Source organism: Pseudomonas sp. KH_040, from assembly GCF_057839305.1.
Genome location: NZ_CM174487.1, coordinates 173,742 through 197,152, shown reverse-complemented (window position 1 = coordinate 197,152; position 23,411 = coordinate 173,742). Strand labels below are relative to the sequence as shown.

Annotated in this window: 22 protein-coding genes; 4 read left to right on the top strand and 18 right to left on the bottom strand. The window is 60.9% G+C overall.

Annotated elements, in window-relative coordinates; genetic code table 11:
• Positions 1-2: 2 nt before the first annotated feature.
• The 8 genes from pgaA to AC3IUF_RS00820 all read right to left on the bottom strand — a co-directional run bounded on the left by pgaA (position 3) and on the right by AC3IUF_RS00820 (position 10,248).
• On the bottom strand, positions 3-2,483 hold the full coding sequence (gene pgaA, locus AC3IUF_RS00855; protein WP_095113889.1) for a poly-beta-1,6 N-acetyl-D-glucosamine export porin PgaA: 2,481 nt from the start codon (positions 2,481-2,483) through the stop codon (positions 3-5).
• A gap of 249 nt (positions 2,484-2,732) precedes the next feature.
• A complete protein-coding gene (locus AC3IUF_RS00850; RefSeq protein ID WP_007917699.1) occupies positions 2,733-4,238 on the bottom strand; it encodes a YdgA family protein in 1,506 nt (501 codons plus the stop codon).
• 248 nt (positions 4,239-4,486) lie between these two features.
• Positions 4,487-5,122, bottom strand: coding sequence for a hypothetical protein (locus tag AC3IUF_RS00845; protein WP_016987623.1), 636 nt, complete (start codon positions 5,120-5,122; stop codon positions 4,487-4,489).
• Between the two features lie 93 nt (positions 5,123-5,215).
• On the bottom strand, positions 5,216-6,658 hold the full coding sequence (locus AC3IUF_RS00840; protein ID WP_150692853.1) for an efflux transporter outer membrane subunit: 1,443 nt from the start codon (positions 6,656-6,658) through the stop codon (positions 5,216-5,218).
• Entirely contained in the window at positions 6,655-7,557 is a 903-nt protein-coding gene (locus AC3IUF_RS00835) for an efflux RND transporter periplasmic adaptor subunit (RefSeq protein ID WP_007917702.1), read from the bottom strand. The genes AC3IUF_RS00840 and AC3IUF_RS00835 overlap by 4 nt, the downstream gene beginning before the upstream one ends.
• Positions 7,554-7,763, bottom strand: coding sequence for a DUF1656 domain-containing protein (locus AC3IUF_RS00830; RefSeq protein ID WP_007917703.1), 210 nt, complete (start codon positions 7,761-7,763; stop codon positions 7,554-7,556). Before AC3IUF_RS00830 ends, AC3IUF_RS00835 begins: the two co-directional genes overlap by 4 nt.
• Positions 7,760-9,823, bottom strand: coding sequence for an FUSC family protein (locus AC3IUF_RS00825; RefSeq protein ID WP_007917704.1), 2,064 nt, complete (start codon positions 9,821-9,823; stop codon positions 7,760-7,762). Before AC3IUF_RS00825 ends, AC3IUF_RS00830 begins: the two co-directional genes overlap by 4 nt.
• Complete coding sequence (locus AC3IUF_RS00820; RefSeq protein ID WP_042704904.1) at positions 9,820-10,248, bottom strand: MarR family winged helix-turn-helix transcriptional regulator; 429 nt, start codon at positions 10,246-10,248, stop codon at positions 9,820-9,822. The genes AC3IUF_RS00825 and AC3IUF_RS00820 overlap by 4 nt, the downstream gene beginning before the upstream one ends.
• 201 nt (positions 10,249-10,449) lie before the next feature.
• On the opposite strand from AC3IUF_RS00820, the gene AC3IUF_RS00815 reads away from it, so the two are divergent.
• Both AC3IUF_RS00815 and AC3IUF_RS00810 read left to right on the top strand, forming a co-directional pair.
• A complete protein-coding gene (locus AC3IUF_RS00815; protein WP_007917706.1) occupies positions 10,450-10,728 on the top strand; it encodes a CopG family ribbon-helix-helix protein in 279 nt (92 codons plus the stop codon).
• Complete coding sequence (locus AC3IUF_RS00810) at positions 10,725-11,006, top strand: type II toxin-antitoxin system RelE/ParE family toxin (protein WP_007917707.1); 282 nt, start codon at positions 10,725-10,727, stop codon at positions 11,004-11,006. The genes AC3IUF_RS00815 and AC3IUF_RS00810 overlap by 4 nt, the downstream gene beginning before the upstream one ends.
• A gap of 3 nt (positions 11,007-11,009) precedes the next feature.
• Here AC3IUF_RS00810 and AC3IUF_RS00805 read toward each other — a convergent pair whose 3' ends face one another.
• Together AC3IUF_RS00805 and AC3IUF_RS00800 are read right to left on the bottom strand one after the other, a co-directional pair.
• A complete protein-coding gene (locus AC3IUF_RS00805) occupies positions 11,010-11,255 on the bottom strand; it encodes a DUF2789 domain-containing protein (protein WP_489280094.1) in 246 nt (81 codons plus the stop codon).
• 128 nt (positions 11,256-11,383) lie between these two features.
• Positions 11,384-11,845 (bottom strand): aminoacyl-tRNA deacylase, encoded by a 462-nt coding sequence (locus AC3IUF_RS00800; protein ID WP_007917709.1) that lies wholly within the window; start codon positions 11,843-11,845, stop codon positions 11,384-11,386.
• Positions 11,846-12,020: 175 nt separating this feature from the next.
• Here AC3IUF_RS00800 and AC3IUF_RS00795 point away from each other — a divergent pair, with 175 nt between their 5' ends.
• Both AC3IUF_RS00795 and AC3IUF_RS00790 read left to right on the top strand, forming a co-directional pair.
• Positions 12,021-12,551, top strand: coding sequence for an NfeD family protein (locus AC3IUF_RS00795; protein WP_176472361.1), 531 nt, complete (start codon positions 12,021-12,023; stop codon positions 12,549-12,551).
• A gap of 2 nt (positions 12,552-12,553) precedes the next feature.
• Positions 12,554-13,312 carry a slipin family protein gene (locus AC3IUF_RS00790; RefSeq protein WP_489280093.1) on the top strand — a complete coding sequence of 253 codons (759 nt, stop codon included), beginning with the start codon at positions 12,554-12,556 and terminating at the stop codon, positions 13,310-13,312.
• Positions 13,313-13,317: 5 nt separating this feature from the next.
• Here AC3IUF_RS00790 and AC3IUF_RS00785 read toward each other — a convergent pair whose 3' ends face one another.
• The 8 genes from AC3IUF_RS00785 to AC3IUF_RS00750 all read right to left on the bottom strand — a co-directional run bounded on the left by AC3IUF_RS00785 (position 13,318) and on the right by AC3IUF_RS00750 (position 23,193).
• The gene (locus AC3IUF_RS00785; protein ID WP_489280092.1) at positions 13,318-14,898 is read right to left on the bottom strand and encodes a glycosyltransferase family 39 protein; all 1,581 of its coding nucleotides are present in this window, start codon (positions 14,896-14,898) and stop codon (positions 13,318-13,320) included.
• 130 nt (positions 14,899-15,028) lie between these two features.
• A complete protein-coding gene (locus AC3IUF_RS00780; protein ID WP_489280091.1) occupies positions 15,029-16,588 on the bottom strand; it encodes an efflux transporter outer membrane subunit in 1,560 nt (519 codons plus the stop codon).
• Positions 16,585-17,655: an HlyD family secretion protein gene (locus AC3IUF_RS00775; RefSeq protein ID WP_489280089.1), complete on the bottom strand. Its 1,071-nt coding sequence runs from the start codon at positions 17,653-17,655 to the stop codon at positions 16,585-16,587. The genes AC3IUF_RS00780 and AC3IUF_RS00775 overlap by 4 nt, the downstream gene beginning before the upstream one ends.
• Positions 17,656-17,681: 26 nt before the next feature.
• Positions 17,682-19,220, bottom strand: a complete 1,539-nt coding sequence (locus tag AC3IUF_RS00770; protein ID WP_489280087.1) for an MFS transporter — start codon at positions 19,218-19,220, stop codon at positions 17,682-17,684.
• Between the two features lie 191 nt (positions 19,221-19,411).
• Positions 19,412-20,329: a LysR family transcriptional regulator gene (locus AC3IUF_RS00765; RefSeq protein WP_489280085.1), complete on the bottom strand. Its 918-nt coding sequence runs from the start codon at positions 20,327-20,329 to the stop codon at positions 19,412-19,414.
• A 197-nt stretch (positions 20,330-20,526) separates the two neighbouring features.
• Positions 20,527-21,393, bottom strand: coding sequence for an ABC transporter permease (locus tag AC3IUF_RS00760; RefSeq protein WP_007918317.1), 867 nt, complete (start codon positions 21,391-21,393; stop codon positions 20,527-20,529).
• Between the two features lie 20 nt (positions 21,394-21,413).
• Complete coding sequence (locus AC3IUF_RS00755; protein ID WP_489280084.1) at positions 21,414-22,274, bottom strand: ABC transporter ATP-binding protein; 861 nt, start codon at positions 22,272-22,274, stop codon at positions 21,414-21,416.
• Positions 22,275-22,296: 22 nt separating this feature from the next.
• Positions 22,297-23,193, bottom strand: coding sequence for a TauD/TfdA dioxygenase family protein (locus tag AC3IUF_RS00750; protein WP_489280082.1), 897 nt, complete (start codon positions 23,191-23,193; stop codon positions 22,297-22,299).
• Positions 23,194-23,411 lie beyond the last annotated feature (218 nt).

Genomic DNA, 23,411 nt, shown 5'->3' with positions numbered 1-23,411 from the left:
TTCTAGAAGCGGAAAGTGAGGTCGACGAGCAGACGCAGATCGGTCTCCCGATCCCCGTCGTAGGGCCGGTTGATCACACTGAGCAAACCGCCCACCTCGAATACGTCGTTCCAGGCATAACGCTGGCCGTAACCGAGCAAGGCCATGCCGCCAGTGCCGTGATCACGTTGGCTGTACGTCCCCGCGCCGGCCTGGAACTGCTGGCTCCAAGAGGTTTCGTAGCGGTGGTAGAGCACGTGATTGACGTTGACCAGCGGCATCACGCTGAAATCGGATTTGGGGTTGAAGTACGGCACGTCATCGGACTTGGAGTTGTGGCTGGTGCCGACTTCCAGTCCTGCATCGACCTGCACGTTCGGCGCGCTGTAGACGCCCTCACGGCCGGTAAGCAAGGCTTCGACGCGGTTGTTGCCGTCACTGAAGTGCGATGGGCTGACCGACAGACGCCACTCGCGACTTTCATTGGCGCGCCAGCGGATGAAACCGCTGCCGCCATTGGCCTTGATGTCGCTGTTGAGCGCGCGCAATGGCGTCTCGGCCGACAGGTATTCGAGGCTGCCGCCGTACTGCCAGTGGTCATTGATGTCGCGGGCGATCGCCAGACGCGCGCCCTGTTTGTCGCCGAACCCGTAAGAGTGGTTGGAGACTTCCGCTTCAAGGGTCATGTCGCGGGTGCGCCGCTCCAGGCCAACGCGCTGGAAGCGGTGGTGCCCGGTGCCTTCGGCGAAGTCGCCGGTGGCATAACCGGCCCCGGCGAACACTCGCCAGTCTTCATTGATCGGCGGGCTGTACAGGGTGGTCTGGATGCCGAAATCGCGGCTACCGCTGACGGCTCCGGCATCGCCGCTGCCGCCACCATTGGCCTTGCCGCCGTAGGCTTCGACGCGCAGTTCGGACATGTCATGCACTTCGCGCTCGCGCGCTGCTCGCTGGACCTGACGGTTATCAGGAAAACGCGCGACCACGTCATCGGTCAGCGCATCCATCTGCCGCCATTCCTGCAGCGTCATCGCCGTGCGCGCCTGCGCGACTTCCAGGCCCATGCCGCGCGGCACCATGCTCTCGGTTTCCTTGAGCTGGAGTTCCGCACGGCGCGGCCATTGCCGCGCCAGATACAGGTCGGCCTGGGCCAGACGCAAGCCGACATTGCCGGGGGCCTGATCGACCAGCGTCTGCAAGCGTTCTTCGCTGTGGGGCAAATCGGAACCATAGGTCCCGGCCTGCGCAGCCAACTGCTGGGCGTCCATCCATTCATGGTTGGGGTTGCCGATGGGCAAACCTTTGAGTTCGACACGCGGACGCTGAGACTTGGCGGCGTCCTCGGCGACTTTGCGCGCTTCATCGGCGCGATCGCTTTCCAACAACGCGTAGTACAGCGCGGTGCTGTCTTCGAGGCGATCACCGACATCGGCGTCCGGCGCCGAAAGCACCTGGCGATACAAGCCCGTGGCGATTTCCGGTTCACGCTGATCCAGATACGACGCCGCCACCCAGCGCAGGGCGTAAGTCGGAATCTTCACGCCTTCGGCTTGCAGCTTCTGGTACTCAGTGATGACGTCTGCCGTGCGTACCCGGGCCTTGAGCGCACCCATGCGGTCGATGCGCCAGCGGGTCACGTCATCCTGAGCGCTGGCGTCCGGCGTCCAGGTAGCGATCAGCTTGTCGTAGTCGGCCAGCGCGCGATCGGCGATGACGTAGCGTTCTTTTTCGCTGCGGGTGGCGAGTTCGGCGAGGCGCACGCGCTCGGCAGCCAGATCGCCTTCGAGGCGACGCAACGTGAGCGGATCAATCAGACCCGGACGTTGATTGGCCAGACGCAACGCCGGTTCCGGCAGACGCGCCTTTTGCAGGGCGACCACGTATTCACGAGCGACGTCCGGTTTGTTGCCGGCGCGTTTGAAGGCTTGATCGTATTCGAACAGGGCGTCGTACTGTTTGCCGGCGCGGGTCAACGCGTAGCCCAGCGCCAGACGGCGGGAAGGATCATCAGGTTTGGCCGCTACCAGCGCTTTGGCGCGGGTCACCGCTTCGTCGGGCTTACCGGCATCAGCCTGAGTCAGGGCCAGGCCCAGTTGCAGATCGGCGTTATCCGGCTCCAGCGCCAGAGCCTTGTTGTAGACCTGAGTGGCTTGATCCCAGCGCTTGAGGTTGCGGTAGGCGCGCGCAGTGGCGGTCAGCGCCTGAACCGGCAGCACGCGGTCGCGGCCCTGGGTTTCATAGACCTGCACCACTTCGGCGTCGAGTCCGGCCCAACTGGCGATTTGCAGGTGATCGCTGATCTGCCCGGTGGTCGACTGGCCGGGTGGCACCTGACGCAAAACCGTTAGCGCCGGCGTGGTTTGCCCGGCACGGGCGTCGCGCACCATCTGATCGTAGGGTGTGTCGGCAAACGCCAGCGCCGGCCAGAGCAACTGGCTGCACAGCGCGACTCGAAACAAAGGGCGTAAACCACGATGTAATACAGGAACATCAATACGCGGCATTCGTCAGCATCCTTACATGGCCAGCCGGGTCGCAATGCCCTCCTTGCCCTTTCGTAACGGTGGCCGCCCATGCACATGCAACGGCCAAGCTTAGTCAGGCAGTCTTGCACGCAAGCGTGGACCAGTATCCGGAACACAATAATTGTTCAGAATCGTGCTCCGGAAACGCCAAAAACCCGAACGCCAGACAGCAAAACGCCCGGCGTCTGTTCAACACAGAGGCCGGGCGTTGCTATTAAGAGCGCAGGATTACTGCACTTGCGTGACGCCTGCGAACTTGCTCATCAGGAAGCCGACGAACTGCTCAACGGTCATCTTCTGGCCGTTGAATTCGACCTGATTGGCGGCGTAATGCAGCTTGGTCACGACGTTGGTGCCGTCGACGACGGCCAACTGCGAACCGACGGCCATGCCGGCGAACATGTCGGCCGCTTCCTTGGATTGATCGACGATGGCTTTGGCATCGGTCTGACCGTCGAGTTGCGCCTGCACGCTGAGCAGATCGACCAGCATTGGCTTGGACACCTGGATATTCAGGTCGAGCAACGCGATCAGTTGTTTGCCCAACTGATCCGGCGGCAGATCCATCGATTGCGGCTTGGTCAGGTCGATCACCAGATTGGCCTTGCTCTCACCGTTGGCGGTATTGAACGAGAGGTTTTCCAGCGCAAACTGTGGGCCGGCAGCCAGCAGTTTTTGCAGATCGGCTTTGACTTGCGCGCTTTCAGCTTCGGTCAGATTCAGCTCAGGTGCCGGCAGGCCAGCGGCGGCGGCTTCAGCGGCGGCTTTTTCGTAAGGCTGCAATTTGGTCTGGTAAATCTGCATCAGCGACATGGTCGACGGGATGTCGAGGTTTTTCAGGCTCATGGCCATATTGGCCGAGCCGATTTTCTTGTCATTGAGGCTGACTTCGCCAACCTTATAGTCCGCACGGCCGGACGCATTGCTGCCGTTTTCTTCGGTGAGGTTCTTCATTTCGAAGTTCTTCACGCCGAGCACCGATTGCTTGGTGCCGAAGGTGGTTTTGCTGTTGGTCAGCACCAGGGTGTTTTCCCCGGTGTAGTAGCCATAGCTGCTCTTGGCGAGGTTGCTGGCCAGGGTTAGACCGTTGAGTTCGACCTGCACCGGCGCCTGATCTTCAGCCACCGTAACCAGTTTCAGGTTGTCCATGTAGCCGTCCGCCTTGACCTTCTGCGCTTTGGCGTTGGCGGAGATGTTCATGGTCAGGCCGGAGAACTTCAGGCTCGACTGCTCATCCAGTGCGGTTTCGAACGGCAGCAGGTCGAGGGTGCTGGTGGTGGATTCGTCGTAGCCGAGGCTGGTCACGCCTTTGAGCGGCGCGGCGCCCTTGGTGGCGGCGAACCACTTCTCGGTGGCCGGACTTTTTTCCAGCTCGTAGTTGCTGGTGGCCATCACCGGCAGCCATTTCAGCGAAACCAGACGCGAGAATGGCAGCGGGCCATGTTCGATGTGGTCGACGAACAGCAGTTCGACCGGCGCATCACCGAACATCTCGCCTTCACCTTTGAGGCGGTAGTGCGCGGTGCTGGTGAAGGTGTGGCGCTCCAGCGACACCAGTTCCAGCGACGCGGTGCCGTTGGAGCCGGCCATCGCGGTTTGCAGCTCTTGGTTGGCGTTGGTGACGGCGTTGTTCAGCACGCCTTCGATCTTGGTCCCGGTGTACCAGGCCCCGCCTGCACTGATCGCGCCGATGGCAACAACAATTCCGAGAAGCACGCCTGCTGATTTATTCATGAATGACCTGATCGATTTCCGTGGCTGTGAGTGTGGTCGTCTTCCCTGAACCCGTGACCGGGTCGCGGCTCGACTGCGCTGAATTCAGCGGTGGAGATTAGCACCGGGCGCGTGAGCTGGCCCAATGTTTAAAGGTTAAAGAGTGTCTATGGACACTCGGGAAAGCAAAAAGATCGCAGCCTGCGGCAGCTCCTACAGAGAAACGCGTTCCAATGTAGGAGCTGCCGCAGGCTGCGATCTTTCGCTGCTCAGGAATACTGAACCTCAATCTCATCCAGTTGATGATCAAAGCTTTTCAGCCGGGCGGTCCAGGTGTACACCAGCACTTCAAAATCCCGATCGATCACCGCCCCGCCCGGCCCGTCCGCGCGCGGATCGCAGAAATCCAGTTGATAACGCTCGCGGGCCATGGCTGTAGCGACATCGGACAATTCCCGGGCATTGTTGAGCCAGTGCCAGCCCTCGCCATCAATCTGCTTGTCGAGTTCCAGACACTGCTTTTTCAACGCTTCGAGACTTTTTTCCAGCGGCGTGCCGGTGAGTTCGCCCATGACTTCGGCGAAGGTGCGCCCCGGTTGCCAGTAACTGCCCCAGAAATACCGGTCGAACACGGTTTCGACCCGGCGCAGGGCGACTTTGGTATCCCAGATCAGCACCAGGGTCTTGCCCTGTTCGAGCTGCCGTTTCTTGACCCGCTGCACCTGGAGCGACGCCCAGGCGACCACGACGATTGCCATGACCGCAATCAGCGCGACGGCGCTGTCGAGGAAGACCATGGCCTTGTCGATCTGGTGGGCCAGCATGATGCCGTAGAAATAAGTGGCCGAGAGCAGCACCAGCGCTGCGAGGGCGCACCAGAAGCCGAGAGCGTAAGGGTTTTTCATTATTGGTTTCCCCTAGACCAGCGCTAGCAATGTGCGCTGAAGGGGCGCTTTGCACGGGGCGCCCCTTCAACACTTCAAAGCATAGCAACGGCCTCAGGGTTTGCTGGGGCTTGGAGCGTGCGTTCGTCCGCTTTCCCAGCCGCCGCCCAAGGCGAGGAACAAATCGATCTGGCTCATGGCGACCTGGGTGTTGGCGGCGGCCAGTTGCGCGGTGACATCGGTGTAGGTGCGCGTTGCTTGCAGATCAGCGAGGAACGACTCGCGACCGGCCTGGAAGAAGCGGTGGGTCTGATCCGCTGCGAGTTTCGCCGATTGCTCGGCATCGGCCAGCGCATCGCGACGTTGCAGCAGTGCGCTGTACTGAGCCAGACCGGTCTGGGTTTCGCGAATGGCGTTGAGCACCACGCCGTCGAAATGCGCCAAGGCGCCTTGGGTCGCCGCTTCTGCCTCGCGGATTCGCGCACGAGCGCCGTTGGTCGGCACTTTCCAGCTCAGCGACGGGCCAAAGCCCCAGCGGTTGGTCGACGGATCACCCAAGTCATCGATGAGACCAACAGTGCCGATGGTCGCGCCGATACTGATGTCCGGATACAACTCGCCCGTGGCGACGCCGATCCCGGCGGTCGAAGCAGCCAGTCGTCGTTCGGCCTGACGAATGTCCGGGCGACGTTTGAGCAGCGCGGCGCCATCGCCGACTGGCACCAATTGGGCGATTTTCGGCAACTCGGCGCAGGTCGCGGTGCCGGCGGGCAACTGATCAACCGGTTTCGCCAGCAGCATCGACAGACGGAACAACCCGGCCTGACGCGCCGCTTCATAGCGCGGCAGGTCGGCGCGCAGGGATTTGAATTGAGTTTGCGAGCGGGTGACCTGGGTTTCGTCGCCACGTCCGGCGTCACGCAGACGCTGGATCAGCGTGGTGCTTTGCGATTGCAGGTCCAGGGAATGCTCGGCGATTTCCCGTTCTTCATTGGCCGCGCAGACTTGGGTGTAAGCACGAACCACGTCCGCCACCAAAGTGATCCGCGCCGTGTCTGCCGCGGCCTGGGTCGCGTCGGCATTGGCCTTCGCGCCTTCGATGCCACGCTGCAAGGTGCCCCACAGATCGAACTGATAAGAAGCACTGATGCCGATGTCGCCGACGTTATCGACCGGGACTTTTTCCGGCAGCAAGAATGCCTGACCAGACTCTTGCAAACGCTGCGCGCCCATCTTCACACCTGCGCTCCAGCCGCCCGCTGCTTCGGCCTCATCGACCTGAGCTCGAGCCCGTTGCAGGTTCGCCGCCGCGACGCGCAAATCGGTGTTGGAGGCCATGGCCTGCTGCACCAGTTGATCCAGCCGCGCATCCTTATAAAGACGCCACCAATCCGCCGGCACCGGCGCCGAGACGACCGGTTTTCCGGCAACCGCCAGTTCGCCCTGAAAATCCTTGCGCTGAACCGCCGCATCCTCCGGCACCTGATAGTCCGGCCCGACCATCTGACAGGCCGAGAGCATCACGCCCAACCCGGCGATCATCAGCGCCCGGCTCATTGCACGGGCTCCTGCTTGCGGTCGTCGCGTGGCTGATCGTCGATGATCGAAACAGTGGCGGTACGCCCGGCGATCATGCGGAAATCTTCAGGCACATCGTCAAAGGCAATCCGCACCGGAATCCGCTGCGCCAGCCGCACCCAGCTGAACGCCGGGTTGACGTTGGGCAACAGGTTGCTGCCGCTGGTACGGTCGCGGTCTTCGATACCGGCGACGATGCTTTCAACATGCCCGCGCAGTTTGGCGCGGTCGCCGATTACGCGAATATCCACCGACTGGCCGACATGAATGCCGTCGAGTTTGGTCTCTTCGAAATAGCCGTCGATGTGGAACGAATTGCTATCGACCACCGACAACACCGGACGCCCGGCGGTGACGAATTCCTGCGGACGCGGCGCGCGGTCGTTGACGTAGCCGTCCACCGGGCTGCGGATTACCGAGCGGTCGAGGTTGAGCTGCGCACTGTCCACAGTGACCATGGCTTCGGCCAGTGCCGATTGCGCGCGGGCGACCTTCGACTGGCTTTCTTCCAGTTGCTCGGCCGGCACCAGGTTACCGAGGCCACGGTTACGCTTGGCTTCGCGCTGGGCTTGAGCGAGGGTTTCTTCGCGATCAGCGACGGCCGCCTTGGCCTGACGCAGGGCCAGTTTGAAACGGTCTTGGTCGATGCTGAACAGCACTTGGCCGCGCTTGATCAACTGGTTGTCTTTCACTTCAACCTGTTGGATCAACCCGGAGACGTCCGGGGCGATCTGGATGATGTCGGCGCGAATGTGGCCGTCACGGGTCCATGGCGCAAACATGTAATACATCACCATGCGCCAGACGAGGACAACGGCAAAAGTCACGATCAGCAGGGTCAGTACCACGCGACCGATGGTCAAAAACGGTTTTTTCATGTCATCAGGTATCGACTGAGTGAGTCCACGCCGTACAGCAGTACCGCGTAGAGAGCCACGTTGAACAATGCCCGGTGCCAGACCAGACGGTAAAAGTGCACGCGCGTAAGCACGGCATGCACCAGCAAAAACAGCACATAAGTGATGCCCATCAACACCAGCAGGGTCGGCAGGAAAATGCCGCTGATGTCCAGATCACCGATCATAGGGGCGCTCCATCAGGCAGCGGTTCTTCGGAGTCGGCACTGGAGACGAATTCGACGCCGGGCAACAACGCCAGACGCAAACCGCTCAAGGCGTGCAACAGGTTCAGACGGGTTTCATCGTCGCCGTGTCCATTGAGTGCGCGACGAGTGCGATCCAGGGTCATCAGCAACGGGGCCGGCGCCGGCAAGCGTTCGCCGGCCTTGAGGCAGGCGCGGAAATACTCGCCGACTTCACTGACCACTTGCTGCAACAGCGCGTTCGGCGCGCCGGTCACCCGTGGGGTGTAGGCGAGCAAATCGAGCAGGTTCAGGCCGACACGCACTTCGCGCATGGCGATGCCGGTGTCCTGGCCGGTGAGGGCCAGACGCGGCAGGTGCTGCATCAGTCGATCAAGCAACTGCACGCCCAATTTGCGGTGCTCGGCAAGGTTGGCCGGCTCGGTCATGCGGACGATGTCTTTCCAGCTGAAGCGGGTCAGGCGCTTGGCCGCCAGTTCGGCGCCGAACGGACGCGCCACCAGCGTCCAGATAAACGCGAACAACAGCCCTAACGGACCCGCCAGGTTGGAGTTCACGAAGGCAAAAAAGTCCGCGTCGTAAGCGCCCTGAATACTGATGAACGAGGAGGTGTTGACCAGCGTCAGCAGCATGCCGAGGAAAAACCGCGGCTGTACAGTCAATGTGCCGACGCAGATGAACGGGATGGAAAACGCCAGCACCAGCATCGGGAAATCATGCAAGTTGGGCAGAATCAAAAACAGATAAAGGCTGGCGAACAACACCGACATGCCGGTCCAGAAAAAGAACCGGTAAATCTGCGGTGCCGGGTCGTCCATCGAGGCGAAGAAGCTACAGGCCACCGCGGCGAGAATCACCGCGCTGCCGCCGTCCGGCCAGCCGAGCAGAATCCACAGCACCGAGGCGGTGATGATCGCCAGAACGGTCGAGGCCGCCGAGTAGAGCATCAGCCCACGATCAATGAACGGCGTCAGACGACCGAGGCGCCAGTGACGGTAGACCGCGCGCCAGCTGTCCTGGCGCTCGCAGAGAATCGCGTCCTGCAGACTGCGGCAGTCCTGCCATAAATCGATGAATTCGCCGAGGCGATAAATCGAGTTGGAGAACAGCAGTTGTTTGCGGTCTTGCAGTGCTTCGACGCTCGGTTGCAGGGCTTCGAGCTGATCTTTCAGCGCTTGCCAGCGGTCGAGATCGGCGTCTTGATGAGCGAGCCATTCGCGGGTTGCGGCCAGCAGCGGTGCGAACTTTTCTACCAGCTCTGGTGTGCGCCGCTCTAGGGCGTAGAGCGAATCTTCCAGCGCATCGATCACTGGCAACAGATGAATCATCCGCCCGCGCAGTTCTTTGGTGTTGCGCACGGTTTGCGGTAGTGCGCCTTCGTGGGGCAACTGGCCGATCATCAATTCGAGACTGTTGAAGTTGGCAACCATGGCCATGCGCAGCGCAGTGACTTCTTCGGGCTGCACGTCGCGGCTGAGGAATTTCAGGCTATAGGTCGTTGCGTCGGCGAACCACTTGCTCACGGCATCGTTGAACACCGGCGCCAAACGACGCGGCCAGAACATCGCGCCGACCACGGCGGCAACGGCGATGCCGAGGAAAATCTCTTCGGTGCGCGCCTCTGCTACGTCCCACACCGCCAGCGGGTTATCCACCACCGGCAAGGCGATCAGCGGCAGGGTGTAACCGGCGAGCATCAATGCGTAGTTGTTGGCCGTGCGCAGTTGCAGGGACAGGAACAGCAAAATGCCCGTCCACAGCGCGATGACCACCACCAGTACATACGGGCTCTGCACGAACATCGGCACGAAAAAAACCGCCGCCGCGGCACCGAGAAAAGTCCCGATGGCGCGGTACAAGGCCTTGGAACTGGTCGGGCCGAGAAACGGGCTGGAGACGATATACACCGTGGCCATCGCCCAATACGGACGCGGCATTTGCATGAGCAAGGCGATGTACAGCGCGATCATCGACGCTGCGAAAGTCCGCACCCCGTAGAACCAGTCGCGGGCCGGCGGAATGCCAGAGAAAAAACCGTTCAAGAATTGATCACCACAGGCGGATGGGCCGCCTCAAAAGCTCTGAGTACCCGAAGCGTAGCTTCCAGATCGCTTTGCTCGATGCCTTCGAGCACCTCGTGACGCAAGCGCACCAGTTCGATCTCGACCGCTTGCACCAGTTCACGACCGGTGTCGGTCAGGCTCAGGCATTTGGCCCGGCGATCCTGGGCATCTTCAGTGCGGCAGACGTAGCCGGAATGGCACAACTGATCGAGCAGACGCACCAGCGACGGACTCTCCATCCCGGCCGCCTGCGCCACCTGCACCTGGCGCACGCCCTCGCCCAAACGGCCGATCATCAACAGCGGCACGGCGCAGGCTTCGGAGATTCCGTAGTTGACCAGCGTGGTCTGGCAGATCTTCCGCCAATGCCTGGCGGCCACCACCATGGCACTGCTGATGTTCATCTGGAGAGCGTCGAGTTCGTTCGGCACGGGGAAATGCACACTGTTAGTTTGCTAACTATCAATATCGCATTGGAGGGGAATTTCAGTCAAGTTTTGAAACAAATTGCTCCACTGGTCGCTCGCACAAACTGAAGCTTTCTAATTCATGTTATGACGATGTATATACCTCGTCAGTACCGAGAACCTTGAAGGAATCTGCAGATGTCAAAACAAGCCGTTTTTACAATGAAGCTTGAACCAGAGCTGCGTGAGCAGTTCATGGCGGAGGCAGAGGCCTCCCATCGCCCTGCTTCGCAGATCATGCGAGAAATGATGCGTCAGTTTGTTCGCACACAACAGGAAGCCCGAGAGTACGAAGCCTTCCTGCAACGAAAAGTCGACCTTGCAAGAGAATCGATGGCAGCCGGTGAAGGTGTGTCCAACGAGGAAGTTGAAGCACAATTCGCCGCCAGGCGCAGGCAGGTAGAAAATCAAGGATGAAGATTATCTGGAGTAAAAATGCCGTACAGGATCGCGAAAAAATCTGGGACTACCTTCACGCAAAAAATCCAGGCGCAGCGCTCGACATGGATCGCCGCTTCACCGAAGCGGCTTCGCGCCTATCCCAGAACCCCAAGATTGGCCCGGTCGGCATCATTGCTGGCACTCGCGAATTAATTCCCCATCCCAGCTACCGTCTTGTCTACCAGTCAGATCAGGATGTGATCTGGATTATGGCGCTGGTTCATACAGCACGGGCCTGGCCTTTTCCAACGTAGCGATTACCCCGCTCTCCCCTTGCGCAACATCACATTCAACTGATCCACCACCTCCGCCCAATCGGCGTCATCCAGAATCTCGTCACGCAAAAACTCCGCTTGGCTCTTCGTCCAGAAAAACGCATCAGCCAAATGCAAGTCGGGTTTGAGCGGGGAATGGGTGGCGATGAATTTGTCGATGTCGACCGGTTCGTCGGGGAGGCCGAGTTGTTTGAATAGTGATGGGAGGCTGTGTGTTGGGCTTTCCATTGATCAACTCCTTCAAAAATGGGCTGTGTGGAAGATTATTCGCGAGCAGGCTCGCTCCCACAGGGGAATGCGATCAACCTGTGGGAGCGAGCCTGCTCGCGAAGGCCTCAGTGCCGGCACCACAAAACCTAATCACTCAACTCCCGCACCTCGGCATGCGGCACCATTTTCAGAAACTCCGGCATGCTCATGTGCAGCAGGTAATTGTGGTTGCCCGCCTCCAGATAAATATCCTTTTGCCGCGTCAGCAACGGGTCGATGACCATGTCCAGGCCATAAGAGCCACCCAGCGGCGGTACCGCGCCGCGTTCGCAGTCGTCGAAGATGTGCGCCAGATTGCTTTCGCGGGTCAGTTGCCATTCGCCGCTGGTGCGTACCTTGCTCAGGTCCAGATGACGACTGGCCGGCAGCACGGCCATCAGGTAGTGCCCGTGGTGGTCGTCGAGGATGATCGATTTGGCCACGCGCTCGGCGGGCACCCCGGCGACTCGTGCGGTTTCCAGGCTGCTGGACGAGTGTCGGTGGGCGACGATGTCGTATTCGCAGTGCGCCCGGTTCAGGCTGCTCTGTACTTTTCTTGCCATGCGCATGATGCACCTCGGTGTTGCGCTGAACGGTGGTTGCCGTGTCTTTGAGTCTAGTTCGGCGGGTGTCTGGCGCAGGGAAATCCGCTCATCGGACATATCTGCACATTGATCAAAATTCATACAGGACAACCCTCAACTAGACTGAAAGAACCAGCCCATGACGCTCGCGGAGGGTCACGTGAACAGCCGATGTTGTGCGTTTGCCTTGCTCCTGCTGATCAGCGGTTCAGCCCTCGCCGCCGACACTTCACTGCCGCCGATGAGTCCGGTCGGCTTGTGGCTGATCACCTTGGGTATCGTGTTCCTGATCGCTGAAGCTGCACTGCCCAATTACGGCGTCATTGGCCTGGGCGGCATCATCATGTTCGTCATCGGCGCGCTGATTCTGAGCAACGCCGAGTTGCCGGTGCCGATGATGATCGGCCTTGGCCTGATCAGCGCTCTGTTGTTGATTGCGCTGCTGATTCGCGCCCTGAAAACCCGCCCCCGGCACGCGGTCAGTGGCGATGCCGGCCTGCTCGGCAGTGTCACCGCGATCACCACGGTGCATCCGGGCGATGCCCGTAATGGCTGGGTGCAACTGCAAGGTGAGCGCTGGCAAGTGCTCAGCGCGACACCGCTGCACACCGGGCAGTCGGTGCGCGTGGTGGCGCGCAAGGGATTGTTGCTGCAAGTGGCCGCGACTGACGCGGCACCGCTCGGAGAGTGATCATGGGTCTGCAAATCGGTTTTGTTGCGCTGCTGCTGTTGGTGATTGTTCTCGCCGGCTCGACGTTCCGCATCCTTCGTGAATACGAGCGCGGCGTGGTGTTTCAGCTCGGACGTTTCTGGCAAGTCAAAGGCCCGGGGCTGATCCTGCTGATTCCGGTGGTGCAGCAGATGGTTCGGGTTGACCTGCGCACTGTGGTCCTCGACGTACCGCCGCAGGATGTGATCACCCGCGACAACGTCTCGGTCAAGGTCAACGCCGTGCTGTATTTCCGCGTGCTCGATCCGCAGAAGGCGATTATTCAGGTTGAGAATTATCTTTCTGCCACCAGCCAACTGGCGCAAACCACCTTGCGCGCGGTGCTTGGCAAGCATGAACTGGATGAGCTGCTGGCCGAGCGCGAGCAGTTGAACATCGACATCCAGCAGGTACTCGACGCGCAGACCGACGCCTGGGGGATCAAGGTCGCCAACGTCGAGATCAAACATGTCGACCTCAACGAATCGATGGTCCGCGCCATCGCCAAACAGGCGGAAGCCGAGCGCGAACGTCGGGCCAAGGTGATTCACGCCGAAGGCGAACTGCAAGCCTCGGAAAAACTCATGCAAGCAGCGGAAATGCTCGGTCGCCAGCCTGGCGCAATGCAGTTGCGCTATATGCAGACCTTGAGTTCGATTGCCGGGGACAAGAGTTCGACGATTGTCTTTCCGTTGCCGATCGAATTGCTCAAGGGCATGGCGGATTTGTCGGGAAAATCCTGACCCGCCTATTTACCCGCAGGTTTGGGCACGAACAAGCGTGCTTGCATCCCGCCCGCGTGTACTTCAGCGCTGGCCTGCCAGGTCGCAGGTAGCGGTGAGAACTCTTGTGGCTCATCGACGGTTCCGACCAGCCAGACCCGGCCTCCGGCTGGCAGCTCGGTCAGGCTGTTCAGATAGACATCACTCGTTACCAGCGTGCCGAACCCGTACTCATTTGGCCGCGTCGATTGGCCATCGGCGTTCGGTGGAGTGAAGAGGCGCACCTGCGCCCCGGTGCGATCGTAGTAGACGTAGCTCAGATACCAGAGCATGTCGCTGGTGACGATGCGGTCACCGGGAAGGAAATGCTGGTTGACGTACTTCACGACCGTGTCGAGTTGATCATGCGTGTCGACCGTGGCGTTGTTGTTTACGCCGACCAGTTCCACGGCGATCAGCGACACCAGCACTGCCAATGCCAACATCCGCACGCGGCTGTACAAACGGTCGATGGCCAACGCCGTCAGCATCGGCAAGCCAAGGGCATACGCCGTCAGATAACGCTCAATGAATACCGGCGTAATGAACGACACCAGATACACCAGCAATAGCGGCAGCCCGGTGTACAGCGCCAGCAGAACACTGCCGCGCGACACACTGCGATCGCGCATCACCGCGATGACTGCCAGCCCCAGCATCGCCAGCGGCAACGCCGCGAAAATCAGCCACGGCAAACTTTCACCGTCATCCTGAATCAACCATGACCAGATCATCGACGGCAGCGAACTCAACGTAACGGCAGGCTCCCAACCGACATCGCCACCGGCCTCAAGCTGCTGCATGTGCTGCGTCAAATCAAGCAGGTTGGGCAGCCAAGGCAGATACAAAATAACGATGGTCAGGTTCGCCAGCCACCAGTTCCAGCGCTGGATGTGCCGGAACCGGTAACCACGCTGTACGCGGATCGCGATCAGATAAAGCCAGTGACACAGCGCCGCGAGCACGGCGAAATAGTGGGTGTAGAGCGCCGCGCTCATCAGCAGCAGGTAATACACCAGATAGCGCTGGCGTTGCGGGCGGCGGATCCAGTAGACCAGCGCCAGGCTCGCGGCGAGCAGCAGCGCCCCGAGCAGCGCGTACATGCGCACTTCCTGGCTGTAGCGCACCGCGGTCGGCAACAGCGCCAGCAACACACCGGCGATGAACGCTGCGCGACGGGTGGCCAGGCGATCCACCAGCCACACGCCCAGCCCCACCGCCGCAATGCCGGCCAGCGCACTGAAAGAGCGGACCGCCAGAATGCCGTCCCCGAACAATTCGACCCAGCCATGCAGCAGCATGAAGTACAGCGGCGGATGCACATCGAATGCCGCGTGCTGCCAAATTTCACTCAGCGAATAGCGCCCCAGCAGCAGACTGGAACCTTCATCGCCCCAGATCGCTGCCGCGGTCAGGTCATAAAAACGCACGAATGCGGCCAGCGCCAGGATCGGCCATAGCCAGTGATTTTTTATCCAGCGCACCCAGCGCAAGCTGCCGAACCAGGAGCCGGGCGCGGCAAACGGATCTTGCGTGTCGCCCATTGGCGTGACTCTGTTCGCCGCCATTGCTGCCTCTTGCCGCGCCGCAGCGCCACGAGAGTATGACGCGCCAACCTGCCCATCACTTTAGGTCAGCCACGGCAGAACCGTCGATGTCGGTTTGTGCTTTCACGACGCCCGGCGTCATTGCCGCCATTTACCCTTCCGGGTAAACCGACTGCCATCCCCCGCCCAACGCCTTGTACAACCCGACCATCGCCAGCGAAACGCCGGTGGAACTCTCCACCCACTGTTCCTGCGTTGCCAGCAGCGCGCTTTGCACGGTGAGGACGTTGACGAAATCGACCACACCTTCGACGTATTGCTGTTGCGCGGTGCGCAGGGCGATCTGGTTCTGGCGGACGGCTTCGGCGAGGCTGTCGCGGCGGCGCTGGCTGGCGTTGTAGACGGTCAGTTGATCGTCGATTTCATGCCAGGCACGCAGCACGGTTTGCTGGTAGCCGATCGCCGCTTCCTGTTGTTGCGCTTCGCGCAGTTGCAGCATGCCGCGCAGGCGTCCGCCATCGAACAGCGGCAGACTGAATTGCGGGCCGATGCCGAAGGCGCGTGAACCCCACGAGCCAAAGTCGCTGAGTTGCATGGCTTGCGAGCCGAGGTTGCCCGACAGGGTGATGCGCGGATAGAAGTCGCCTTTGGCTACACCGATATTGGCGGTAGCAGCATGCAGGCGCGCTTCGGCCTGACGGATGTCCGGGCGGCGTTCGGCAAGTTGTGACGGCAGACCGATGGCGACTTGCAGCGGCGACTGCGGCACGGCGGCGTCTGTGGATAACTCCTTAGCCAATGCCTGTGGCGGTTCGCCCATCAGGAGGCTGATCGCGTTGATCAACTGCGATTGACGTTGCTCCAGCGCCGGCAATCGCGATTCGATCGCGGCGACTTGCGCGGCGGCTTCGGCGACGTCGAGGTCAGTCGCCACACCGTCGGCCAGACGCAGTTGCGAGAGCTTCAGGCTATGGCGGGCGACGTCGAGGTTCTGCTCGGTGACGGCGCGGGTGTTTTGTACACCGCGCAGCTGAATGTAGTTTTGCGCCGTGTCAGCGAGTACGGCCAATAACACCCCGCGACGGTCGTTTTCGGCGACTTCGAGGTTTGCATCGGCGGCTTCGGTTTCGCGACGTACGCGGCCCCAGAAATCCAGTTCCCATGAGGCGGAGAAACCGGCGTCCCACAGGTTGAAGGCGGAATCGCCGTTGTGTCCGGACGGGTCGTTCAGGCCCTCGCTGCTGTTGCGTTTGCGCGCGTAACTGCCCGTGGCGGCGGTGCTCGGATAACGGTCAGCGGTGATCACCTGGCGGGCGGCGCGGCTTTGCTGCAGACGGCTGCTGGCCAGTTGCAGGTCGAGGTTGCTCTGCACCGCACGCTGAGTGAGTGCGGAGAGTTGCGCGTCGTGGAAGACCTCCCACCATCGTTCGTTGAGGGGTTCGCTGACAGCTTGGCTGGGGGCTGACTTGGCCGGCTTAGTCCAGTCGGCGATTTGTGTGGCTTCGGGTTTCTGGAAGTCTGGGCCGACGGTGCAGGCGGTGAGGCTTGCTGTCACCAAGGCGCTGAAAATGAGTGGCTGCCACTGACCCCATCGCTGGCAAGCCAGCTCCCACAGGGATTGTGCAGGTTGTCCAAATTGTTCAGCCCCACCGACGGAACCTGTGGGAGCTGGCTTGCCAGCGATGAGGCCAGTTGAATTACCACCCATCATCGCTGGGTCACCTCACGCACGGATTTCTCTGAACTGCGCGTATCAATACTCGCCTCCACCGACATCCCCACGCGCAACCGCTCGGCGAGCGGCTGACCCGGTTCCAGCATGATCTTCACCGGAATCCGCTGCACCACCTTGGTGAAATTACCCGTGGCGTTATCCGGTTTCACCGCCGCAAAGGTCACGCCTGTGGCTGGCGCAATACTTTCCACGCGACCGCTCAAGGCTTCACCACCAAGGCTGTCGACGCGCACCTGCACCTCTTGCCCCGGCTGCACATCCGTCAGTTGCGTCTCCTGAAAATTCGCCACGACATAAGCCCGCTGCAACGGCACAACCGCGAGCAGCTTGCTGCCCGGCGTCACATAGGCGCCGACGCGCACGGCGCGCTCGCCGATCATGCCATCCTGCGGCGCGGTGATGCGCGTGTAGGAGAGTTCGAAACTGGCGATTTCCAGTGCCGCTTGCGCGTGTTTCAGACTGCCTTCGGCGGCGTCACGTTGAGCGGTGAGGATGTCGACTTGCTTGCGCTCTGCCGCCAGCTTCGCCGTGGCGGTGTCGAGATGAGCCGTGGCCTGATCGATGCGCGTGCGCGCCTGTTGCGCGTTTTGCACGGTGCCGGCTCCAACGCCCGCCAAGTGGTTATAGCGATTCAATTCCTGCTGGGCGAACGCCATTTCCGCCTTGGCCGAGACTACCGAGGCTTGCGCCTGAGCGATCACCGAAGTCTGGCGCTCCAGCGTCGCCTTGGCGTTCTGCAACTGCGCCCGCGCCACCAGAGTTTGCGCATCCGCCGCTTCAGCCGACGCACGCAAATCGCGATCATCGATCAGCGCCAGCAACTGCCCGGCTTTGACCTGCTGGTTGTCCTCCACCAAGACTTCCTTGATGAACCCGGCCACGCGCGGCACGACGAGCGTGTAGTCGGCGGAGACAAAGGCGTCGTTGGTGTTTTGCTGAGTACGTTTGCCAAACACGCCGGGCAGCGCCAGGTAAACCAGCACGCCGACCGCCAGTGCGGCGGCGATGGCCACCGCGAGTTTTTGCTTTGCTTGAGTCGTCATAAAAACCTTCTGTTTCAGTACAGCGATCAGGTCGGCGCGCGCGGCGGAAAGATCCGCGTCGGCAGCCAGAAAATCAGCAGGATCAACGCCACCGCGACGCCGGCCATGCACACATAGAGATCGGAAGAAGTCAGCACCACGGCCTGTTCGTGCAGGCGATGGGCGAGGCCGGGATCGCTGCGGTCGGCCAGCGGCGAATTGCCGAGGCTGTCGACCAGCATGGTCGAATGGAAATGCAGGCGCGCGGTGGTCAGCGCTTCGATCACCCCGGTAGCGACCACGGCCGCCAAGCCTTTCACCGTGTTGAACCACGCGGAGGCGAACGGCCCGTCCTGCGGCTGAATGCTGCCGGTGGACAACATCAACAGCGGCAACACCGACATCGGCTGACCGAAGATCTGCAGCCATTGCAGGACGTAGAAATTGTCGCGAATCCATTCTGAAGTCAGCAGCGATCCGCCCAGGCAGGACAGCGTCAACATGCTCAAACCCATGCCAAGCACCCAGCGGCAATCGACCCAGCGCAGGTTGCACAACGCTGCCACCAACGGCAGCGCAATCAGTTGCGGCAAAGCGGCGATCAGCATGATCGGTGCGGTCTGCGCCGGGCGATAACCCTGCACCTGCGCCAGATAACTCGACGGAATCAACACCACCGCCTGCAGAACTATCAGCACACCGGCCAAGGTCATCAAGGCGAACGACAGGTTGCGGATACCGAGCATCTGCAATTTGAAAAACGGAATCGGCTGCGACCACTCGTTGATCAGAAACGCCACCAGCAGCAGCGAACCGGCGCCGAGCAATCCGCAGATCAGGCTCGACTCGAACCAGTCCAGCCGATTACCTTGCAGCAAACCGATCACCAGCATGCAGATCGCTGGAAAACCCAGCAGCAGGCCTTTCCAGTTGAACGACTTGAGGCGTTCCAGGCGCATTGGATCCTGCGGGATGCCCCATGCGACCATCGCCATGGCGATCAGACAAGGCACGATGATTTGCCAGAACGTCCACTGCCAGCCGACGTATTCGGTCCACAAACCGGCCAGCGGCGTGCCGAGGCCGGGGCCGAATGTCGCCGTCAGTGCGTAGCCGGCCAGACCGTAGAGTTTGATATTCGCCGGCAAAAAGCGCAGGGCGACGGTCATCAGCATCGGCGGCAATGCGCCACCTGCCAGACCTTGCAGGATGCGCATCAGCAGCAGACTTTCGTAGTTCGGCGCGAATGGACACAGCACGCCGAGCAAGGTGAACAGACCGATCGCGCAAAGGGTGAAGCGGCGCAGCGAGAAGGTCACCGAACACCACGGCGCGAAGGCCATGGCCGCGACCGAGGTGGCGGTGTAGCTGGCGACCAGCCAGGTGCCTTCGTCGTAACCGATGTGCAACCCGCCACGGATGTCAGCCAGGGCCACCTTGGTGACCATCTCGTTGAGGCCCGACACCAGCACCGCCAGCAGCACGCCGACCAGGCCGATGATGATCCGCGCCCCGAACACCGGTGGCGCGGCCGCCGTCGCCGGGCTGGCCGCAGCGATGGGCACCGCAGCCGACAGGGATGTCATGAATACACACTCCGGAGGGAAAAATACCGGAGCATCTTAGTCGGGCTTGGCAATGACGAAAATTGACTTATTGGCAGGTTATAAGTGCGCCAGACACAACCCTAAAGATCAAAAGATCGCAGCCTTCGGCAGCTCCTACAGGGATATGCATTCCAATGTAGGAGCTGCCGAAGGCTGCGATCTTTTGATCTTTAGGGTTGTGCAGCCAGCCAGGTTTCGTCGCAACAGGCCTTGAGGGTTTCGCGCAGCCAGCGGTGCGCGGGGTCCTTGTCGAATCGAGGGTGCCAGGCTTGAGTCAGCATCAACGTCGGCAACGGGATTGGCAGGTCGAATGAGCGCAGTTTCAAACCGAGCCGGCGCACACTCAGCAGAGCTTCTTTGGGAACCGGCAGGATCAGGTCGGAATCAGGCAACGCAAACATCGCCGCATGGAAACTCGGCGCGATCACCGCGACGCGCCGCTCCAGACCCAGCGCATTCAGCGCGGTATCAATCGGGCCGCGAGCGATGCCGCGGCGCGACATGCTGATGTGGGAAAACCCGGCATAGCGCTCGGCAGTGATTTCACCGGCGAGCAAGGGATGATCTTCTCGCACCAGTCCCACGAAGTGCGTCGAAAACAGATTCTGCACTTTGACTTCAGGAGTGACAGGGCGGGTATTACTGACGCTCAAATCGATGCGCCCTTCACGCAGGGCTTCATCGTCGCCATCGCCTTCCGGGACGAAGCGCAACTCACAGTGCGGCGCCAGTTGATCGAGGGTGTCGAACAGCTTGCCGCCGTAGACGCCGATGAAGAAGTCATTGGCGCGGATGCTGAAGCGCCGGCGCAGCGTGCCCAGTTCCACCGAGTCGGCCGAGCGGAACAGCAGCGCGGCCTGCTCGACCACATCGCGCACCTGCTCGCGCAACTCCAGCGCTTTGGGGGTTGGCACCAAGCCACGTCCAGCACGCACGAGGATCGGATCACCGATCGCTTCGCGGATCCGCGTCAGGGTTCGGCTCATGGCGGCCGGGCTGAGGTTCATCCGCCGCGCGGCGCCGACCACACTGCCCTCGTCGAGCAAGGCGTCGAGGGCGACCAGAAGGTTCATGTCCGGGAGTTGCATGCTGAGCACTCTTGGCTGATCTGGATTGATCTGGGCGCAATGCTAGCAAACATCCTTTAGGTATGGAGGCGCCGGACAGGACGCCATCGCTGGCAAGCCAGCTCCCACAGTGGTTGAGGCGTTCACAACATCTGAAAACACCAAAAAACCTGTGGGAGCTGGCTTGCCAGCGAAGGGGCCAGCCGTCACGCCAGAAATTACCGCTGCATCCCCCAACGCTTAACAGTCACCCGCTCCAGCGTATCGAACACCAGATTCTCCACCAGCAAGCCGATCAGAATCACCACCGCCAACCCGGCAAACACCTTGTCGGTATACAGCTCATTACGATTCTGAAAGATGTACCAACCCAGCCCGCCCTTGCCACTGGTCGCACCAAAAACCAATTCAGCGGCAATCAACGTGCGCCAGGCAAACGCCCAGCCGATCTTCAACCCGGCGAGAATCGACGGCAGCGCTGCCGGAATCAGGATGAACAGCACCAGCCGCAAACCCTTCAAACCGTAATTGCGCCCAGCCATGCGCAGTGTCTCGGAAACGCCGAGAAACCCGGCATAGGTGTTCAGCGCCAACGCCCACAACACCGAATGCACCAGCACGAAAATCAGACTGTTCTGCCCCAGGCCAAACCACAGCAGCGCCAACGGCAGCAGGGCAATCGCCGGCAGCGGATTGAACATCGAGGTCATCGTGCTCAGCAGATCACGGCCCAATTGCGTCGACACCGCAAGGGTGGTCAGGGCAAATGCCAGAACGATGCCGATCAGATAACCCTTGATCAGCACCACCAGCGATATCCACACTTTGGCCAATAACTCACCACTTAGCAGCCCGTCGAACAACGCATGACTGGTCTGCAGGAAACTCGGCAGCATCAGGTCGTTGTTCTGAATCCGCGCGACCACTTCCCACACGACTGCGAGCACAATCAGGATCAGGCCTTTACGCAGCCAGCCCTGTTGCCACAGCCGCGTGCCGAGCGACAACTCCCGCTCGACCGGCACTTCAGTCAGCGGCTCCAGAACAATTTCAAACTCTTCACGCACAGATGATGAATGGCTCATCGGGTAATCCTCCTGGCCGCTCAATAGGCAATGCGAATGTCATTGAAGTCGTGGTCACGCTCGGTTTCCGGCGACTGGCCTTCATCGAACAACAAACGATGAATGCGCCGCGCCGATTCCTGAAACGCCACGCCACCGAGGCTGTGCAGATCGTATTGATGGCTGTGCACTTCGGCGCGCACTCGGCCGGGATGCGGCGACAGCAGCAGGATGCGATTACCGACCACCAGCGCCTCTTCAATCGAGTGGGTGACGAACAGCAGAGTGAAGCGCACCTCTTCCCAGAGCAGCAGCAACTCTTCCTGCATCTTGCGGCGGGTCAGCGCATCGAGTGCGGCGAACGGTTCGTCCATCAAGAGGATTTTCGGCTGCATCGCCAGCGCCCGGGCAATCGCCACGCGCGCCTTCATGCCGCCGGACAAAGTGTGCGGATAAGCATCGGCGAACGCCGCGAGGCCGACCTTTTCCAGATAGTGCAGCGCACGCTCTTCGGCTTCTTTTTTCTTCAGGGTGCGTGATGCAAGCAGCGGAAACATCACGTTCTGTTTGACGGTTTTCCACGGCGGCAGTTGATCGAATTCCTGAAACACTACGATGCGGTCCGGCCCCGGCGCGTCGACGCGCTGGCCTTGCAGACGGATCTCGCCTTCGCACGGTTGAATGAACCCGGCGACCGCCTTCAGCAACGTGGATTTGCCGCAACCGGACGGGCCGAGCAGCACGTAGCGATCGGCCGGGTCGATTTCAAAACTGACCTGGTGGGTGGCGCGCACCACGCGTTGCGGCGTGCGGTATTCGAGGCTGACATGATCGACGGCGAGCAGCGCTTCGCTGCGGGCGATCAGGTTGCTGGCCGCGTGGCCTTGCAAGGGGGCGTTCATGATTTGATCAGTCTCCGGCGAATCAGAAAGGCGCGTCGCCCTGAATGGTCGTGCGGTACAGCTTGCGGCGCAGGTGCGCCGGGCAGCCGGCGGCGAGATGGATCAGCGAACGGTTGTCCCAGAACACCAGATCGTGGGGCTGCCACTGATGGCGGTAGATGTTCTGCGGCAGCACGCTGTGGGCGTACAGCTCGCTCAGCAACTGCTGGCTCTCGTCCTCCGGCAGACCGACGATGCGTGTGGTGAAACCTTCGCTGACGAACAACGCCTTGCGGCCGTTTTCCGGGTGCGTACGCACCACCGGGTGCACCACTTCCGCGACCTGGGCCAGTTGCTCCGGGGTCAGGGTCGGGCGCCAGTTGCCTTCGAATTTGGTTTCGCTGTAGCGCGCCGTGTAGGAATGCGCAGCGCTGCGGCCTTCGACCGCTTTGCGCAATGCCTCGGGCAAGCTGTCCCAGGCTTTGTGCATATCGGCGAACAGGGTGTCGCCACCCTCGGACGGCAACTCCTGCGCGTGGAGCATCGAACCGAGGCTCGGCAGCTCTTTATAAGAGAGGTCGGAGTGCCAGAACTTGCCGGCATCGCCGAGCCCGATGTTCTGGCCGTTTTCGATGATGTTGGAAACGATGAGGATTTCCGGGTGGTCGGCGAGCAGGAACTGCTTGAGCACATGGATCTGCAACACGCCGAAGCGGCGGCTGAAGTCGATTTGCTGTTGCGGGGTGATTTGCTGGTCGCGGAACACCACGACGTGGTGATCCAGGTGCGCGCGATGAATGCGCGCAAAGTCCTGATCATTGATCGGCCGGCTGAGGTCAAGGCCAATGATCTCGGCGCCGACGGCACCGCTGAACGGGCGGATTTCAAAGGATTGCGGCGCGGCGGTCGCGGCGCTTGGGGAAGCAGTAGCTGCGGACATCTTTCCATCTCCCACGCACGGCGCGCTCACGGGCGCGCTCGTCGATCAGACACTCACGCTGGATTGCGTGTTGGTTCAGGTCGTGCGGCGCGCCGATTGGTCGGCAGGTACGCAGGGGGATGACTTTATAGCTATAAGAATCGGAAATTAAATACCGTTAATGAATAACGATATGGCGATTGGTGCGGAATGGACTGAGTGGTGAGTGACGGTTTTTG

Excerpts from the sequence above, each read along its gene's own strand:
- AC3IUF_RS00800 (WP_007917709.1), bottom strand. The coding sequence starts at position 11,845 with ATGCGCATGGCAAGAAAAGTACAGAGCAGCCTGAACCGGGCGCACTGC.
- AC3IUF_RS00815 (WP_007917706.1), top strand. The coding sequence starts at position 10,450 with ATGTCAAAACAAGCCGTTTTTACAATGAAGCTTGAACCAGAGCTGCGT.
- AC3IUF_RS00750 (WP_489280082.1), bottom strand. The coding sequence starts at position 23,193 with ATGTCCGCAGCTACTGCTTCCCCAAGCGCCGCGACCGCCGCGCCGCAA.
- AC3IUF_RS00830 (WP_007917703.1), bottom strand. The coding sequence starts at position 7,763 with ATGATCGGTGATCTGGACATCAGCGGCATTTTCCTGCCGACCCTGCTG.
- AC3IUF_RS00785 (WP_489280092.1), bottom strand. The coding sequence starts at position 14,898 with ATGGCGGCGAACAGAGTCACGCCAATGGGCGACACGCAAGATCCGTTT.
- AC3IUF_RS00840 (WP_150692853.1), bottom strand. The coding sequence starts at position 6,658 with ATGAGCCGGGCGCTGATGATCGCCGGGTTGGGCGTGATGCTCTCGGCC.
- AC3IUF_RS00810 (WP_007917707.1), top strand. The coding sequence starts at position 10,725 with ATGAAGATTATCTGGAGTAAAAATGCCGTACAGGATCGCGAAAAAATC.
- AC3IUF_RS00770 (WP_489280087.1), bottom strand. The coding sequence starts at position 19,220 with ATGACATCCCTGTCGGCTGCGGTGCCCATCGCTGCGGCCAGCCCGGCG.
- AC3IUF_RS00755 (WP_489280084.1), bottom strand. The coding sequence starts at position 22,274 with ATGAACGCCCCCTTGCAAGGCCACGCGGCCAGCAACCTGATCGCCCGC.
- AC3IUF_RS00790 (WP_489280093.1), top strand. The coding sequence starts at position 12,554 with ATGGGTCTGCAAATCGGTTTTGTTGCGCTGCTGCTGTTGGTGATTGTT.
- AC3IUF_RS00845 (WP_016987623.1), bottom strand. The coding sequence starts at position 5,122 with ATGAAAAACCCTTACGCTCTCGGCTTCTGGTGCGCCCTCGCAGCGCTG.
- pgaA (WP_095113889.1), bottom strand. The coding sequence starts at position 2,483 with ATGCCGCGTATTGATGTTCCTGTATTACATCGTGGTTTACGCCCTTTG.
- AC3IUF_RS00765 (WP_489280085.1), bottom strand. The coding sequence starts at position 20,329 with ATGCAACTCCCGGACATGAACCTTCTGGTCGCCCTCGACGCCTTGCTC.
- AC3IUF_RS00835 (WP_007917702.1), bottom strand. The coding sequence starts at position 7,557 with ATGAAAAAACCGTTTTTGACCATCGGTCGCGTGGTACTGACCCTGCTG.
- AC3IUF_RS00805 (WP_489280094.1), bottom strand. The coding sequence starts at position 11,255 with ATGGAAAGCCCAACACACAGCCTCCCATCACTATTCAAACAACTCGGC.
- AC3IUF_RS00775 (WP_489280089.1), bottom strand. The coding sequence starts at position 17,655 with ATGACGACTCAAGCAAAGCAAAAACTCGCGGTGGCCATCGCCGCCGCA.
- AC3IUF_RS00780 (WP_489280091.1), bottom strand. The coding sequence starts at position 16,588 with ATGATGGGTGGTAATTCAACTGGCCTCATCGCTGGCAAGCCAGCTCCC.
- AC3IUF_RS00820 (WP_042704904.1), bottom strand. The coding sequence starts at position 10,248 with ATGAACATCAGCAGTGCCATGGTGGTGGCCGCCAGGCATTGGCGGAAG.
- AC3IUF_RS00760 (WP_007918317.1), bottom strand. The coding sequence starts at position 21,393 with ATGAGCCATTCATCATCTGTGCGTGAAGAGTTTGAAATTGTTCTGGAG.
- AC3IUF_RS00850 (WP_007917699.1), bottom strand. The coding sequence starts at position 4,238 with ATGAATAAATCAGCAGGCGTGCTTCTCGGAATTGTTGTTGCCATCGGC.